Genomic DNA, 15,733 nt, shown 5'->3' with positions numbered 1-15,733 from the left:
ACCCAGCAATACTTCGCCAAATTAGACGAGGTGTTGCATGAAAATCATGCACTGGCTTTTAACACACTGTTGAGTTCTCAAGAAACGGACGCGTACTCCCCGGAACCGCGAGAGGCGTTCATTTCGTCTTTGTTCTTGTTCCTAAACCTTACCGCCGTCCCGGTCAGTGTCAAATTGACACCAGCTGGTTCTAGCTGCAGGAATGGGATCCTGCCCCGTCTCCGGAGCAACCCTTCTAACTTACCCGTCCTCCGGCCGGTTGGCAAACCGATCTTCGGAAGTGCTCGTACAAAGGAGGTGCAGACGACCAGAGGTGCAAGCCATGCCGAAGCCACCGAAGTGGAGGAGGTTGGTTGCGCCGCATTGCGTCCGCTCTCAAAGATTAGCAGCGCCCGGGACTACTCCGACCGAATCACGGCCACAGATCGATCACGGCCGAACATAGACTCCACCCGTGAGCAGCAACATGCCGCCAGTGGCGAAGAAGGTCCCGACTGAGCGTATCCATCACGGCGACACCGTGATCGACGAGTATGCCTGGCTGACCAACAAGGAAGATCCCGACACGGTCACCTATCTGGAGGCCGAGAACGCATATCTCAAGCAGGAGACCGCTCACCTCGAAGAACTCCAGGAGAAGGTCTTCCAGGAGATCAAGGGAAGAACGCAGGAAACCGACCTGTCCGTGCCCAGTCGCAAGGGCAAGTGGTGGTACTTCACCCGCACCCAGGAGGGCAAGCAGTACGCCATCTCCATCAGGGTCCCGGCGACCGACGAGCAGCCCCCGGTGGTGACTCCCGAGGCGATCCTCCCCGGCGAGCAGGTCCTGCTCGACGGCAACGAGCTGGCGGGCGACTCCGCGTTCTTCTCCATCGGCACCAGCGCCGTCTCGCCGGACGGCACGATGCTGGCCTACTCCACGGACTACAAGGGCGACGAGCGTTTCACTCTCCGCTTCAAGAACCTCGAGACCGGCGAGATCCTCGAGGACGAGATCGAGGGCATCTTCTACGGCGGCGCCTGGTCGGCCGACGGCTCGACGTTCTTCTACACCCGGGTCGACGACGCCTGGCGCCCGTTCCAGGTCTACCGACACACCCTGGGCACCAGCGAGGACACCCTCGTCTACCAGGAGGACGACGAGCGCTTCTGGGTCGGCATCGGCCTGACCCGCAGCGAGAAGTACCTGGTCCTGGGCGCGGGCAGCAAGATCACCAGCGAGATCCGCATCCTCGACGCCACCGACCCGACCGGCGAGTTCGCGATGGTCCGCCCGCGCACCACGGGCGTGGAGTACGGGGTCGAGCACGCCGGCGGCTTCTTCTACATCCTGCACAACGAGAACGCCGAGAACTTCGAGCTGGCCACGGCCCCGCTGGACGACCCGGCCACCTGGACGCCGTTCATCGCGCACAGTGACGACACCCGGCTCCTGGAGATCGACGCGTTCGAGAGCCACGCCGTGGTGCACTTCCGCCGCAACGGCCTGACGGGCCTGCGGATCTTTCCCGACAAGGAGAGCCAGGAAGGCGCCTACGAGATCGAGTTCCCCGAACCGCTCTACGACGTCAGCCCCGCGGGCAACCCCGAGTTCGACACGAACCGCCTCCGCCTGGCGTACACCAGCATGATCACCCCGCCCAGCGTCTACGACTACGACCTGGGCACCCACGAGCTGATCCTGCTGAAGCAGCGCGCCGTGCTCGGCGGCTACGACCCGGCCGACTACGAGCAGTTCCGCGAGTGGGCCACGGCCGAGGACGGCACGAAGGTGCCGATCTCGATCGTCAAGCGCAAGGACACGGCCAGGCCCGCGCCCACGGTCCTGTACGGCTACGGCAGCTACGAGACCTCGATCGACCCGGGCTTCAGCGTGCCGAGGCTGAGCCTGCTCGACCGCGGGTTCGTCTTCGCCATCGCGCACGTCAGGGGCGGCGGGGAGATGGGCCGCCGCTGGTACGAGGAGGGCAAGCTCACCCGGAAGCGGAACACCTTCACCGACTTCGTGGCCGCCGCCAGGCACCTGAAGTCCAGCGGCTGGAGCACGAACCTCGTCGCCAGGGGCGGCTCGGCCGGCGGCCTGCTGATGGGCGCGGTGACGAACCTGGCTCCCGAGGACTTCGCGGGCGTGGTGGCGGAGGTGCCGTTCGTCGACGCGCTCAACACCATCCTCGACCCGTCGCTCCCGCTGACCGTGATCGAATGGGACGAGTGGGGCGACCCCCTGCACAACGCCGACGTCTACGCCTACATGAAGAGCTACACGCCCTACGAGAACGTGGACGGCAGGCCGTACCCGCCGATCCTGGCGATCACCAGCCTGAACGACACCCGGGTCCTGTTCCACGAGCCCGCGAAGTGGATCGCTAGGCTGCGTGCGACGGCCGGCGGTGGGCCGTTCCTGTTGAAGACGGAGATGGGCGCGGGACACGGCGGCCGCAGCGGGCGCTACGACGCCTGGCGCGAAGAGGCCTTCGCGCTGTCCTGGATCATCGAAAGAGGCACCGCATGACCTATACAGCCGCCGAGAACCGCTACGAGGCCGGCATGCCGTACAACCGCAGCGGGCGGAGCGGGCTCAAGCTGCCCGCCGTGTCGCTGGGGCTGTGGCACAACTTCGGCGACGACCGGCCGATCGAGAACTCACGTGCGATCCTGCGACGCGCCTTCGACCTGGGTGTGACCCACTTCGACCTGGCCAACAACTACGGCGTGCCGTACGGCTCCGCGGAGCGGAACTTCGGTCAGATCTTCTCGCAGGATTTCGCGAAGTATCGGGACGAACTGGTCATCTCCAGCAAGGCCGGGTACGACATGTGGCCCGGCCCGTACGGGGAGTGGGGTTCGCGCAAGTACGTCCTCTCGAGCCTGGACCAGTCGCTCAAGCGGCTCCAGGTCGACTACGTGGACATCTTCTACAGCCACCGTCCCGACCCGAACACGCCGTTCGAGGAGACGATGGGCGCGCTGGACCACGCGGTCCGCTCGGGCAAGGCGCTGTACGCGGGCATCTCCAACTACGACGCCGAGCAGACCGCGCAGGCGGCGCGGATCATGAAGGAGCTGGGCACGCCGCTGCTGATCCACCAGCCGTCGTACTCGATGATCAACCGGTGGATCGAGCACGGGCTGCTGGACGTGCTGGAGGACGAGGGCATGGGGTGCATCGTGTACTCCCCGCTCTCCCAGGGCATCCTGACCGACCGCTACCTCAACGGGATCCCCGCGGACTCGCGGGCGGCCACCAGCAAGTACCTCAGCGCGGATGAGGTCGAGGTCGAGCTGGCGCGCAACCTCAACGAGATCGCCAAGACGCGCAAGCAGACGCTGGCGCAGATGGCCCTGCAGTGGACGATCCGCGACCCGCGGGTGACGAGCGTGCTGATCGGCGCCTCAAGCGTCAAGCAGTTGGAGGACAACCTGGCCTGCGTGCACGGCCCGGCTTTCACCGAGGACGAACTCGCTCAGATCGACAAGCTCAAAGAGCTTCATGCTTCTGCAGGTAAGTGAAGGACGCCCAACCGGGTAGGACCGGCAGCCAGAACGTGAGCAGCCGGTAGAGCAGGACGGCGGAGGTGGCGAGCTCGGCGGGCACGCCCGCCACCGTCAGCCCCAGCGTGAGCGAGGCCTCCACCGCGCCCAGGCCGCCAGGCGTGGGCGCGGCGGACCCGATCGCGTTGGCCGTCAGGTAGACCACCGCCACGGCGGTGAAGTCGAGGTCGGCGCCGAAGGCGCGCAGGCAGGCGTCGAGGCAGGCCACGAACGCCAGCGTGATCATCAGGGTGCCGGAGCAGCCCTCGATCATCTTGCGCGGCGACTGCAGCACGTCCAGCAGCCGGGGCAGCACGTTGGAGAACAACCGCCGCATCCGCCCGGTGATGAGCCTGCGCAGCGGTGGCACGCCGAGCACGACCACCACCAGCACGGCGACCGCCAGCATGACGAGCACCAGCCCGCGCGACGGCGTGAACGAGGTGGCGGTGCTGGACCCGGTGATGTAGGCGAACAGCAGCAGCAGCCCGATGTGGAAGATCATCATGACCAGCTGCGAGGCGCCCACGCTGGCCACCGCGAGAGCCGGGGTGATGCCGCGCTTCTGCAGGTAGCGGGTGTTGATCGCGACGCCGCCGACGGCCGCGGGCGCGACCAGCTTCACGAACGAGGCCGAGAACTGCACGAGCACGGTCCGCCACAGCGGCAGATGTTCCGGCACGAAGCCGCGCAGCATCAGCGCAGCCGCCACGAAGCTGATGAACGAGGCCACCAGCGCCAGCCCCGACCAGGCCCAGTTGGCGGTCGTCACGACCTGGACCACGTTGACGCGGCTGAGCTGCGACAGCAGGAAGTAGGCGGCCAGGGTGCTGGCGATGATCGTGATGAGCGTGCGCGGCCGGAAGCGCTCCAGCCGGATCTCCTCGACCTTGCTCTCCGGCTTGAGCGCCACGATCTGCTCGCGGATGGCGGCCAGCAGCCCCTTGTCCTTCGACAGCGCCGACCGCGTCTCGCGGACCAGCGCGATGCGCTGCAGCAGCGGCATCGCGGTGGCCAGCGCGTCAGGCCCGAGCACGCCGGCCGCGGCCTTCACCGACCGCTCCGCGCCGACCCGCAGGCTGAGGTAGGTGAGCAGCTGGGCGATGTCCAGTCGCAGCAGCAGGTCGCCGGCGGCGATCTCGCCGCTGCGGGCGTCGGTCAGCACGACCCGTCCCGCCCGGTCGAGGTGGATGCTGTCGCCGGTCAGCCGGCGGTGCGCCAGGCGCTGGATCTGCAGCAGCTCGACCTGCTCCCAGATCTGGGCCAGCAGGTCGTCGTCGATCTCGGCGTCGGTCAGGTCGTCGAGTGGCCTGGTCTCCAGGTGTTCGTAGGCGAGCAGCGCGGCCTCTGTGCCGATCTCGCTGGTGCCCAGCAGCCGCGGCGTGGAGGCGCCCGCGGCCTGGGCCGCATACGCCATCAGGGCCTCGCGCTCGAGCTCGGCGCGCAGCGAGCGGATCGCCTTGCGCCTGGTCTCGGAGTTGAGCCTGATGCGCCGCCACAGCCGGTACGGCAGGCCGGCCACCTGCCGGTCGCGGTCGAGCACGGTGACGTCGAGGGAGGCGCCGTCCTTCAATCCGATGGCGTAACGGCGGCTGCCCTGGTGGTCGTCCTCGATCCGGCGGGCCGAGACCGGGCTGAACGACAGTTTCCGCAGCGCGGCGACCACGGCGTTGCCCGGAGGGCGGGTGTTGGGAGACCCGATCCCGTACAGCGTGCCGTATCCGATGGCCATGCCGACCAGGATCGTGACCAGCGCGCTCGGCAGCGTGACCTGGCGGCCGGAGAACAGCGCGAAGGCGTCGAGCGCGATCATCGTCCACATCAGCATCCGCCAGGTGGGGCGGCGCGAGATGCGGACGGCGGTGGCGTAGGCGATCACCGAGGTGAGCAGCGTGTTGAGCGGCTCGATGGCGCGGCCGCCGGTCAGCAGCTGGTGCAGGTCCGGCGCGGCGCCTGAGACCAGCCACTGGCCGATGAGGAACGAGACGACCATGCCGATGATGGCCGCGATCAGGCCCTCGGCGACGCGCAGCCCGTCGCGGTGGAAGACGCGCTCCACGGCGAAGGCCACGGGCACGACGAGCACCGCGGCGCCACCCAGGAAGGTGGCGATCCTGGAGAACAGCTCGGGCAGCAGGCGCGTGCCCGAGGTGACGTCGGCCTCCAGGCCGTTGAGCGTCTGCTTGGCCACCAGCGACAGCAGGATGACCGCGCCGAGCACGAGCAGCGTGGCGAAGAACCGCAGCAGGTCCGAGGGCCGGCGCAGGCGCTGCGGCAGGAGCGGCTCGACTACATAGACGTCAGGTTCCGAGCGCGCGGCATCCACGGCTGAATCCCCCTCCGAGAGGTCTGCCGCGTCATCGCGTTCCCTGATTTCCGCCACCGACAGCGATTCTGCACCTTCCCGGCCGGACCGTACGATCTTTAGCCTCTAGTGTCCCCAATCGTCACCTGAGTCGTCGCACCGGGTAAGGACTCGACCATGTGGACGCGCCTTTTCCCCGGAGCGCGAGGCTGCTTGGGACTCTCCTGGCATGATCACTCATGCGATGCTCCTGCTGGCCCTCGTCACGCCGGGCGCGCCGGGCGACCGGCTGGGTGACGCGGTCACCGTGGACCACGTGTTCGGGCATCTCAAGGCTCTGCAGGCCATCGCCGACGCGCACGGCGGAAACCGCGCGGCCGGGCTGCCCGGTTACGACGCATCGGCCGCATACGTCGCATCCAAGCTGCGCGACGCAGGCTACACCGTGGAGCTCCAACCCTTCGCATTCGACTTCTACCGTGAGCTCGCCCCTGCCCTCGTGAGAGGCTCTCACGCCTACAAGGACGCCAGGACCATGCACTTCTCCGGGAGCGGCGACGTCACGGCCCGCCCCCAGCGCGCCGGTCTCGGCTGTACGGCGAGCGACTTCACCGGATTCGTCCCGGGGCGGATCGCGCTGGCCGATCGGGGCACCTGCACGTTCGAGGAGAAGGCGAAGGCCGCCACGGCCGCCGGCGCCAAGGCGCTGGTGGTGATCGACCCGAAGGAGACCTTCGACGGCAGCGCGGGCCACCCGCAGCACCTGCCCGTGGTCGCGGTGGGCCCGGACACCGGCGAGGAGCTCGGCGGGCTGAGGCGGCTGCGGGTCATGACCAGGACCGAGAGTGAGCAGCGGATCACGCACAACGTGATCGCGCAGACCCCGGGCGAGGGCAGGGTGTTCATGGTCGGCTCCCACCTCGACTCGCGGCAGGAGGGGCCCGGCATCAACGACAACGGCTCGGGCAGCGCGGCGGTGCTCGAGGTGGCGCTGCGGACCGCCAGGCTGCACCCGCGGCGGCCGGTGCGCTTCGCCTGGTGGGGCGGGGAGGAGCTGGGGCTGCTCGGGTCGCAGCACTACGTGGCGAGCCTGACTCCCGCCGAGCGCAAGCAGATCCGGTTCTACGTGAACCTGGACATGATCGCCTCGCCGAACTACAAGTTCCAGATCTACGACGGCGACAACTCCGACGGCCTCGGCGGGGGTCCATTCCCGAAGGGCTCGGCGGGCGTGGAGCGGACCCTGCAGCGGTACTTCGTCGGGCACGGCCTGCCGTACGCGGGCAAGGCCTTCGACGGGCGGTCGGACTACGGGCCGTTCATCGCGGCGGGCATCCCTGCGGGCGGGCTGTCGACCGGCGCGGAGCAGCTCAAGACCGAGGACGAGGCCGAGACGTTCGGCGGGGTGGCGGGCGAGCCGCTGGACGGCTGCTACCACCAGGCCTGCGACTCGCTGGGCAACGTCGACCGCAAGGCGCTGGAGGTGAACTCGGCGGCGCTGGCGAATTTCGTGAGCCACTATGCCTGGCCGAAATCGTAATCTAGAGGACATGGCGGGTGAATTGAGGGTTTTGGGGGCGTGTCCACTGGACTGCCCGGATGGCTGCTCGTGGGTTGTCACCGTCCAGGACGGCAAGGCCGTGAAGATGCGTGGCAACCCCGACCAGCCCTACACGCGGGGCGCCCTGTGCGTGAAGGTGAACCGCTATCTCGAACACACCCAGGCTGACGACCGCATCCTCTACCCGATGCGCCGCACCGGGCCCAAGGGCTCCGGCCAGTTCGAGCGCATCAGCTGGGACGAGGCACTGGAAGAGATCTCCGTACGGCTGCGCCGCATCATCGACGAGCACGGCGGCGAGGCCATCTGGCCCTACCAGGGCACCGGCTCGCTCGGCTACATCCACGGCTGCGAGGGCGTGGCGGGGCGCAGGTTCTGGAACGTGCTGGGCGCCTCCAAGCACGCGCTCAACATCTGCTCCACCGCGGGCAACACCGGGCTGACGCATACCAACGGCACGGCGGCGGGCATGGACCCGGAGAACTTCGCCCAGTCCAAGCTGATCCTGCTGTGGGGCACCAACACCCTGACCAGCGGCCACCACCTGTGGAAGTTCATCCAGGACGGCCGTGCCAACGGCGCCCACGTGGTGGCCATCGACCCGATCCGCACCCGCACGGCCGACCAGGCCGACGAGCACCTGGCGATCCGGCCGGGCACCGACGCGGTGCTCGCGCTGGCCCTGCTCAACGTGGTGCTGTCGGAGGGCACGCAGGACGAGGAGTTCATCGCCCAGCACACGCAGGGCTGGGAGGACTTCTCCGCGGAGATCCGGAAATATCCGCCGAGCATCGCCGCCGAGATCACCGGCATCCCGGCCGAGGACATCCACAGGTTGGGGATGAAGGTCGCCCACACCCGCCCGACCGCGATCCGCGCCACCCAGGGCCTGCAGCGGCACGAGGGCGGCGGCACCGCGCTGCGCACGATCGCCGCGATCCCCGGCGTCACCGGCGACTGGCGCCACCCGGGCGGTGGCCTGGTCTACTCCACCAGCGGCCACGTCCACCTCGACATCGACATGCGCGACGACCTGCTGCCCAAGAGGGTCAGGACGCTGACGATGACCAAGCTGGCCTCCCAGCTGGACTCGGTGAAGTGCCTGTGGGTCTACGGCGCCAATCCGATGGCCTCCACCTCCGACAGCAACGGGATCCGGGCGCAGCTGGAGCGCGAGGACCTGTTCACGGTCGTGATGGAGCAGTTCCCGACCGACACCGTGGACTACGCCGACATCGTGCTGCCCGCCACCATGCAGACCGAGCACCACGACCTGCACGCCGGCTACGGCCACCTGTACCTGATGTGGAACGAGAAGGCCGTGGAGCCGCCGGGCGAGTGCCTGACGACGGCCGAGACGTTCCGCCGCCTGGCCCGGCACATGGGCCTGACCGAGCCCTCGCTGTACGACTCCGACCTGGAGCTGGCCGAGCAGCTGCTGTCCGGCGGCCACCCGTCGCTTGAGGGTGTCACGCTCGACCGGCTGCGCAAGGAGGGCTGGGTGCGGATGAACTACCCGCAGCCCTTCGCCCCGTTCGCCGACGGCTTCCCGACGCCCTCGGGCCGCCTGCGCTTCCCTCCGGCCGGCAAGGCCTACGTCCCCTCGCAGTCGGCGCGTACGGCGGGCGGCCTGACCCTGCTCACGCCTGCCTCGCACACGTTCCTGAACACCATCTTCGGCAACAACCCAGAGCTGCGGCGGCGCGCCAAGGATCCGGTCGTGCTCGTGCACCCCGACGACGCCCGGGCGCGCGGGCTGCAGGACGGGCAGCGGGTCAGGGTGCACAACGCCGGCGGCGAGTTCCTGGCCGACGTCGAGATCAGCGATCGGGTGGCGCGGGGCGTGGTGGCCTCGACCAAGGGCCGCTGGCGCAAGCACAGCCCGGGCGGGGCCACCACCAACGCCGTGGTCGAGGAGCGCGACGCCGACATGGGCCGCGGCCCCGTCTACCACGACAACCAGGTGGAGCTCAGCCCTTGTGCCGGTCCATGAACGCCACGATCGTGTCCAGCACCTTCTGGCCGTCGGGGCTGGGGAACAGCGCCGAGGCGTGCCTGCTGCCGCCCTTGATGACCAGGAGCTGATTGTCCGGCGCCTTCGTCGCGGCGTCGTGCGCTGCCTGCAGTGAGGCGGCGCCGCCGTAGGTGTCGTTCTCGCTGCCCACCTGGAGCAGCGGGACGGTCAGCTTGGCGGCCTCGCCCGCGTCGATCTCGCCCGAGAGCGCCACGACGCCCGCCACCCTGCCCTGCCCGAGCTTCTCCGCGGCCGGGACCGCGGTGGTCGCCCCGATCGAGCCGCCCACCAGGAACAGCTTCTTGACCCCCTTCTCCTTGGCCAGGCGCTTGGCCATGGCCACCGTGGCGTCCTCGGGGTAGGCCGTCGTGGCCCTGGCGTACAGCAGCACCCGGTAGCCGGCGGCGACCAGGCGGTCGGACAGCGGGCGCCAGGTGCACACGTTGCCGCCACGCTCGTAGGAGATCACCACGCCGACCGGGCCCTTGCCCGTGATCACGCCGGGCAGGTCGTCACCGTAGGTGAAGATCTTGCCGTCCTTCTCGGTGAAGCACCCCGACACGTTGGGTCCCGTGGGGACCTGCGAGGGCGTCACGGGCGCCGTGGTAACCGGTGCCGCGCTCGTGGGCGGCGGGGTGCTGGGAGGCGCCGCGTTCTCTCTGACAGCGCCCCCGCAGGCGGTCAGGGCCAACGCGAGGCACGCCAAGCCGACGATCTTCCGCACGACTGCTCCTTCCAAAGTATGTCTAAACTGACATAGTTAGAACGGGAGCACAATGACATCGACACTGGGGTTCGCGATCCTGGCGGTGCTGGCGCGCGGTGACCGCACCGGCTACGACCTGGCCGCGAGCATGCGGCGGCCGATCGGCTACTTCTGGACGGCGGGCCACAGCCAGATCCACACCGAGCTGCGCAAGCTCGACGAGGCGGGGCTGGTGGGCTTCCGGACGGCGCACGGGCCCGGTCCGCAGGACAAGAAGGTCTACCACCTGACCGGCCCGGGCAGGCGGGAGCTGCGTGAGTGGGTGACCCGGCCGCCGCGCGAGCGGCCGGAGCGCGACGAGCTGGTGCTCAAGACGTACGCGTCATGGCTGGCCGACCGCGACCTGGTCAGGCAGCTGTTCATCGACCAGCTCGCGGCGCACGAGCAGCGCCTGGCCGAGTACGAGCGGGCGGAGGCGTCCTTCGACGGGCCGCCCGGCTTCGGCGACCCGCACTTCGGCAACTACGCGACGCTGCGCTGCGGGCTCAGCTACGAGCGGCACAGGGCCGACTGGTGCCGCTGGATGCTGAGTCAGCTCAGCGACAGCTTGTAGCCGACGTGCGAGGCGGTGAAGCCGAGCGAGTCGTAGAAGCGGTGCGCGTCGGTGCGCGAGTTGTCCGAGGTGAGCTGGACCATCGCGCAGCCGCGCGCCTTGGCCCTGTCGATGGCCCAGGCCATCATCTTGCGGCCGAGCCCTTGTCCTCGGGTGGAGGCGGCGACCCGCACGGCCTCGATCTGGCAGCGCTCGGCGCCCAGGCGTGACAGGCCCGCCAGGTAGGTGAGCTGCATGGTGCCGACCACCTTGCCGTCCTGCTCGGCCACGATCAGCTCGTCGAAGGGGTTGGCGTCCATCCGCTCGAAGGCGGCCAGGTAGCGCTCGTCGTTCGGGTCGCCCTCGCGGGAGGCGCCTAGGTGGTCGTCGGCCAGCATGGCCACGATCGCCGGCACGTCCTGCCTGCGGGCCCGGCGGAACAGCAGCGACAGCACGTAGTGCGACTCCATCAGCGCCGGGTTGGACGGCAGCGCCATCACCTTCCCGCTCCGCTCGAACCCCCTGCGCTCGTACAGCGACCTGGCGGCCTGGTTGGCGTCCACCGCCCACAGGCCGACCTGGTCGAGCCCTTCGGCGCGCGCCCACGCGATCACCTCGTCGACCAGGCGGGACCCGATGCCGCTCCCCCTGGCCTCCGGAGCCACCCACATGGACAGCAGGTGGGCGGTGCCCTCCTCGGCCCGCACGGCCACCAGCCCCACGTCCTCGCCGCCCCGTCGGGCCACCCACCAGGGGTTCTTCAACCTCTCCAGCCACTTGTCGGCCGGGAAGCCGATCTCGGCGGCGTGCGTGGAGGCGAACGCGTCCGGCGACTCCGCCAGCGCGCGCAACCGCACGCCGCGAAGCCGCTCGCCCTCGCCGGGCCCCAACTGCTCGATGACGATTTCCTGCATGCCCGAATAATGCCAGGACACCCTGGGCGTCAGATCTCCGGCGGGTTGTTCTCACGGTGCATGAGGCGGTCGTCGGAGGTACGGCCGCGCTTCGGGGCAAGGACGATGCTCAGGACCACGCCGATGCCACCGACGATCATGAAGATCAACCCGATGATGTCCATGTGGACGCTCTTCCCGAACACGTCAGGCTCGATGGCGAATCTCAGGATGGCGCCGAGCGTGAGGAAGAAGATGCTGACCCCGACACCCATGACGACCTCCAGAGGCAAAGAGCGAGTACGCCCACGGTCATACCCGAGTATGCGCGATCACACCCCCGACGGGAAAAGGACCGCCCGTCCTGGGGACGGGGACGGGCGGTCCGACCCGGCAGGGCATTGCGGGGGCGTCAACCCGCCGGGCCACGCCCACAGCCTGGCGCCGGCGGTTTGACATCCGGTTGACGTTCAGGCGTGGCAGGTCAGCGGCTGCCCGCCGTTCAGCGTGATCATGTCGAGTACGGCGGCCGCCAGATCGATCGGCGCGCCCCTGGGCAGCCCGTCGAGCTCTGCGTAGGCCCGGTGCAGGTTGCCCGCGATGCGCTCGGGGTCGAGCAGCCCCGCCCACTCGCCGAGGTCGGTCTCCTGGGCTGCCTCCAGCGGCGTCAGCCCGGCGGCCCGCCCGCGCTCCGCGGTGAGCTGGACGAAGCGCAGGTACGCCTGCGTCCGGTCGATCACCTCTGGCCCGCACACCCCGCCGTGGCCGGGCACGATCGTCTCCGCGCCCAGCTCCCTGAGCAGGTCCAGCGCCTCGATCGCGCCGGTCACCGACCCCATCAGCACGAACGGCGTGCCGCCGTTGAAGACCAGGTCGCCGGCGAACAGCAGCCGCCGCTCGGGGATCCACACGATCGAGTCGTTGGTCGTGTGCGCGGGCAGCCCGAAGTGCCTGACCTCGCAGCGCAGCTCGTCGGAGTACAGCGTGACCCCGTCGGTGTAGGTGAGGAAGGGCGGCACCGCCTCCAGGTCCCCCCACTCCACGGAGGCCGACCACGCGGAGCGGTAGCCGGGGATGCCGTCGGCCAGGATCTGCTCGCGCACGCGCTCGTGGCCGACGATCGTGGCCTCGGGGAACAGGTAGTTGCCGAAGGTGTGGTCGCCGTGGTGGTGGGTGTTGACCAGCGTGGTGATCGGCCGGTCGGTGACCTTGGCCACGGCCTCGCGGTAGGCCCGCGTGCGGCGCTCGGTCGCGCACGTGTCGATGCTGATCACGCCACGCCGCCCGACGAGAAAACCGGTGTTGTTGATCCACCAGCTCCCGTCGGGCTGGACGTAGGCGTAGACGCCCGCCGAGACCTCCTCGACGCGGGGGGATGCGACGTTCATCACGCCATGGTGTCAGAGATTCAGAAGGCCTCTTCCGGCAGCTCCATCAGCTCCAGGCCGGTGGCGGCCAGCACCCGGCGCTCGGCGGCGAGCCTGGGCAGCACGGTCGTGGCGAAGAACGAGGCCGCCGCGACCTTGCCCTGGTAGAAGGGGTCCTCACCCTCGGCGAGCTTGGCCAGGGCCACCTCGGCCTGCCGCAGCAGCAGCCAGCCGATGATCAGGTCGCCCAGGGCGAGCAGCAGGCGGGTGGTGTTCAGCCCGGCCTTGTAGATCTCGGTGGGCGACTCCAGCGAGCCGAGCGCCCAGCCGGCCATCGTGTCGCCCATGGCCTTGACCTCGGCCGCCGCCTCGGCCAGCAGCTTGCGCTCCTCCTTCAGCCTGCCGTTGCCCGCCTCGGAGCCGGCGAAGGCGTTGATCTCGGCCATCAGCGAGCCGATCGCGGCGCCCTGGTTGCGCAGGATCTTGCGGAAGAACAGGTCCAGGCCCTGGATCGCGGTCGTGCCCTCGTACAGGGAGTCGATCTTGGAGTCGCGGATGTACTGCTCGATCGGGTAGTCCTGCAGGTAGCCCGAGCCGCCGAGCGTCTGCAGGGAGCGGGCGAGCAGCTCGTAGGAGCGCTCGGAGCCGACGCCCTTGACCACGGGCAGCAGCAGGTCGTTCATCGCGTGGGCGTGCTCGTCGCCCGGGTTCATCTGGATGGTGTCCTGCCAGGTGGCCGTGTAGAGCACCAGGGCCCGCATGCCCTCGGCGTACGACTTCTGCAGCATGAGCTCGCGGCGCACGTCGGGGTGGTGCGCGATGGTCACGCGGGGGGCGGACTTGTCGGCCATCCTGGTCAGGTCGGCGCCCTGGAAGCGGGACTTGGCGTACTCAAGCGCGTTCAGGTAGCCGGTGGACAGCGTGGAGATGGCCTTGGTGCCGACCATCATGCGGGCGTGCTCGATCACCATGAACATCTGCTTGATGCCCTCGTGCACGTCGCCGACCAGGGTGCCGATCGCCGGGTGCTTGTCGCCGAAGGTGAGCTCGCAGGTCGTGGAGACCTTGAGCCCCATCTTCTTCTCGACGTTGGTGACGTAGGCGCCGTTGCGCTCGCCCAGCTCGCCGGACTCCAGGTCCACGTGGTACTTGGGCACCAGGAACATCGACAGGCCTTTGGTGCCGGCTCCGTGGCCCTCGGGGCGGGCCAGCACCAGGTGGAAGATGTTCTCGGCCATGTCGTGCTCGGCGCTGGTGATGAAGCGCTTGACGCCGGTGATGTGCCAGGTGCCGTCGGGCTGCTGTACCGCCTTGGCGCGGCCTGCGCCCACGTCCGAGCCCGCGTCAGGCTCGGTCAGCACCATCGTGGCGCCCCAGTTGCGCTCGATGGCCAGCTCGGCGAAGCGCTTCTGCGCGTCCGTGCCCAGCTTCCACAGCGTGTAGGCGAAGTTGGGGCCGCCGGCGTACATGTAGAGCGCGGGGTTGGCGCCCAGCACCATCTCCGCGGTCGCCCAGGCCAGGCTGCGCGGGATGCCGGGGCCGCCCAGGTCGGCCGGGAGGTCCAGGTGCGCCCAGCCGCCGTCCATCAGGGCCTTGAACGACTTCTTCACGCCGTCGGAAACGGTCACCGAGCTGGTGGCCGGGTCGAACACCGGAGGAGTGCGGTCGCCCTCCTCGAAGGACTCGGCGAGCACGCCGGTGGCCAGCCGGTTGACCTCGTCAAGGAGGCTGCGGGCCACGTCCTCGTCCACGTCCGCGTAGGGCGCCGCACCGAGGATCTCGCCCCGGCCGAACACCTCGAAGAGGTTGAACTCCAGGTCACGCACGTTGCTCTTGTAGTGGCCCATGGCTGCCGATCTCCTTGAACCGAGGGATAGGTGTACTGGTGAGTAACCTTACTAGGAATGCTACCCGCGGGTAACCATGGATATGCATGGCATGCTCGTCTGCATGGATGCCGAAGAGCTCGCCGCCCGCTGGCGCGACCGCCTGGAATCCTGGGCCATCCCCGACGAGATCCTCGCCGGGGCCACGGGCGACCCGTTCGGCCATTCGCCGGCCCGCTTCGCCGTACGAACCGACAGGGCGCTGGCCGACCCGGACGACGGCCCGACCATGGCCCGGCTGGCCGAGGCGCTGCCCGAGCCGGGCACCGTGCTCGACGTCGGCAGCGGGGCCGGAGCCTCCTCGCTCCCGCTGCGCGAGCGCATCACCGAGCTGTACGCGGTCGACACCTCCGCGGCCATGCTGGCCGAGCTCGCGGTCAGGGCCGACAAGCTCGGCGTCAAGGTGACGACCGTCGAAGGGCGCTGGCCCGACGTGTCGGTCCGCGTCCCCAAGGTGGACGTGGCGATCTCCGCCCACGTCGCCTACAACGTGCCCGATCTGGCCGGCTTCCTCCGTGCCCTGAACGCCCACGCCGGCCGGCGCGTGGTGCTCGAGCTGTCGCACCGCCATCCGATGAGCTGGATGGCGCCGCTCTGGAAGCACTTCCACGACATCGACCGGCCCGTCAGGCCCATCGCCGAGGACGCCGTCTCCCTGGTCGCGGCGCTCGGCTTCGGGGTGCACGTGGAGGAACGGGAAGCCCCGCTGGAACGATTCAGCAGCCTGGAGCAGCTCGCCCAGAGCGCCTGCCACCGCATCTGCCTGCCGCCCTCGCGCGCCGAGGAGGTCGGCGCGACGGCGCTCGAACTCGGGATGTGGCCGCTGCCTCGCGAGCGCTGGGTCACGATCTGGTGGGACGTCCGGGAATGACCCGAAA

Annotated in this window: 12 protein-coding genes; 6 read left to right on the top strand and 6 right to left on the bottom strand. The window is 69.2% G+C overall.

All coding sequences use genetic code 11. The annotated features are described in order from the left end of the window. Window positions 1-454 precede the first annotated feature (454 nt). Both KIK09_RS56230 and mgrA read left to right on the top strand, forming a co-directional pair. Window positions 455-2,512: a S9 family peptidase gene (locus tag KIK09_RS56230; RefSeq protein ID WP_308164875.1), complete on the top strand. Its 2,058-nt coding sequence runs from the start codon at window positions 455-457 to the stop codon at window positions 2,510-2,512. Next, window positions 2,509-3,510: an L-glyceraldehyde 3-phosphate reductase gene (gene mgrA / locus KIK09_RS56225; RefSeq protein WP_214327783.1), complete on the top strand. Its 1,002-nt coding sequence runs from the start codon at window positions 2,509-2,511 to the stop codon at window positions 3,508-3,510. The genes KIK09_RS56230 and mgrA overlap by 4 nt, the downstream gene beginning before the upstream one ends. Here mgrA and KIK09_RS56220 read toward each other — a convergent pair. Then, entirely contained in the window at window positions 3,479-5,857 is a 2,379-nt protein-coding gene (locus KIK09_RS56220) for a lysylphosphatidylglycerol synthase transmembrane domain-containing protein (RefSeq protein ID WP_214327782.1), read from the bottom strand. The genes mgrA and KIK09_RS56220 overlap by 32 nt on opposite strands. 208 nt (window positions 5,858-6,065) lie before the next feature. Between KIK09_RS56220 and KIK09_RS56215 the strand changes: the two genes are divergently transcribed. Then, complete coding sequence (locus KIK09_RS56215) at window positions 6,066-7,376, top strand: M28 family metallopeptidase (protein ID WP_214327781.1); 1,311 nt, start codon at window positions 6,066-6,068, stop codon at window positions 7,374-7,376. Window positions 7,377-7,386: 10 nt separating this feature from the next. Further along, complete coding sequence (locus KIK09_RS56210) at window positions 7,387-9,390, top strand: molybdopterin-containing oxidoreductase family protein (RefSeq protein ID WP_214327780.1); 2,004 nt, start codon at window positions 7,387-7,389, stop codon at window positions 9,388-9,390. Here KIK09_RS56210 and KIK09_RS56205 read toward each other — a convergent pair. Next, window positions 9,368-10,006, bottom strand: a complete 639-nt coding sequence (locus KIK09_RS56205) for an alpha/beta hydrolase (RefSeq protein ID WP_214327779.1) — start codon at window positions 10,004-10,006, stop codon at window positions 9,368-9,370. The two genes, KIK09_RS56210 and KIK09_RS56205, sit on opposite strands and share 23 nt — an antisense overlap. A 181-nt stretch (window positions 10,007-10,187) precedes the next feature. Here KIK09_RS56205 and KIK09_RS56200 point away from each other — a divergent pair, with 181 nt between their 5' ends. Next, entirely contained in the window at window positions 10,188-10,730 is a 543-nt protein-coding gene (locus KIK09_RS56200) for a PadR family transcriptional regulator (RefSeq protein ID WP_214327778.1), read from the top strand. Here the strand turns inward: KIK09_RS56200 and KIK09_RS60470 are convergent. The 4 genes from KIK09_RS60470 to KIK09_RS56180 form a co-directional block, all read right to left on the bottom strand. Beyond that, on the bottom strand, window positions 10,709-11,623 hold the full coding sequence (locus KIK09_RS60470; RefSeq protein ID WP_214327777.1) for a GNAT family N-acetyltransferase: 915 nt from the start codon (window positions 11,621-11,623) through the stop codon (window positions 10,709-10,711). The two genes, KIK09_RS56200 and KIK09_RS60470, sit on opposite strands and share 22 nt — an antisense overlap. 29 nt (window positions 11,624-11,652) lie before the next feature. Next, window positions 11,653-11,877, bottom strand: coding sequence for a hypothetical protein (locus KIK09_RS56190; RefSeq protein WP_214327776.1), 225 nt, complete (start codon window positions 11,875-11,877; stop codon window positions 11,653-11,655). 195 nt (window positions 11,878-12,072) lie between these two features. Next, a complete protein-coding gene (locus KIK09_RS56185; RefSeq protein WP_214327775.1) occupies window positions 12,073-12,990 on the bottom strand; it encodes an MBL fold metallo-hydrolase in 918 nt (305 codons plus the stop codon). 20 nt (window positions 12,991-13,010) lie between these two features. Continuing rightward, window positions 13,011-14,816, bottom strand: coding sequence for an acyl-CoA dehydrogenase (locus KIK09_RS56180; protein ID WP_214327774.1), 1,806 nt, complete (start codon window positions 14,814-14,816; stop codon window positions 13,011-13,013). A 103-nt stretch (window positions 14,817-14,919) separates the two neighbouring features. Between KIK09_RS56180 and KIK09_RS56175 the strand changes: the two genes are divergently transcribed. Then, window positions 14,920-15,726 carry a class I SAM-dependent methyltransferase gene (locus KIK09_RS56175; RefSeq protein WP_250575430.1) on the top strand — a complete coding sequence of 269 codons (807 nt, stop codon included), beginning with the start codon at window positions 14,920-14,922 and terminating at the stop codon, window positions 15,724-15,726. Window positions 15,727-15,733 lie beyond the last annotated feature (7 nt).

Origin of the sequence: Nonomuraea sediminis (assembly GCF_018531495.1) — a bacterium.
Taxonomy (GTDB): Bacteria; Actinomycetota; Actinomycetes; order Streptosporangiales; family Streptosporangiaceae; genus Nonomuraea; species Nonomuraea sediminis.
Note: the sequence above shows the minus strand (reverse complement) of the source record. Positions and strands in the feature narration are given on the sequence as shown.

Coding starts and splice junctions, on each gene's coding strand:
- mgrA (WP_214327783.1), top strand. CDS start 2,509: ATGACCTATACAGCCGCCGAGAACCGCTACGAGGCCGGCATGCCGTAC.
- KIK09_RS56215 (WP_214327781.1), top strand. CDS start 6,066: ATGATCACTCATGCGATGCTCCTGCTGGCCCTCGTCACGCCGGGCGCG.
- KIK09_RS56210 (WP_214327780.1), top strand. CDS start 7,387: ATGGCGGGTGAATTGAGGGTTTTGGGGGCGTGTCCACTGGACTGCCCG.
- KIK09_RS56200 (WP_214327778.1), top strand. CDS start 10,188: ATGACATCGACACTGGGGTTCGCGATCCTGGCGGTGCTGGCGCGCGGT.
- KIK09_RS60470 (WP_214327777.1), bottom strand. CDS start 11,623: ATGCAGGAAATCGTCATCGAGCAGTTGGGGCCCGGCGAGGGCGAGCGG.
- KIK09_RS56190 (WP_214327776.1), bottom strand. CDS start 11,877: ATGGGTGTCGGGGTCAGCATCTTCTTCCTCACGCTCGGCGCCATCCTG.
- KIK09_RS56185 (WP_214327775.1), bottom strand. CDS start 12,990: ATGAACGTCGCATCCCCCCGCGTCGAGGAGGTCTCGGCGGGCGTCTAC.
- KIK09_RS56180 (WP_214327774.1), bottom strand. CDS start 14,816: ATGGGCCACTACAAGAGCAACGTGCGTGACCTGGAGTTCAACCTCTTC.
- KIK09_RS56175 (WP_250575430.1), top strand. CDS start 14,920: ATGGATGCCGAAGAGCTCGCCGCCCGCTGGCGCGACCGCCTGGAATCC.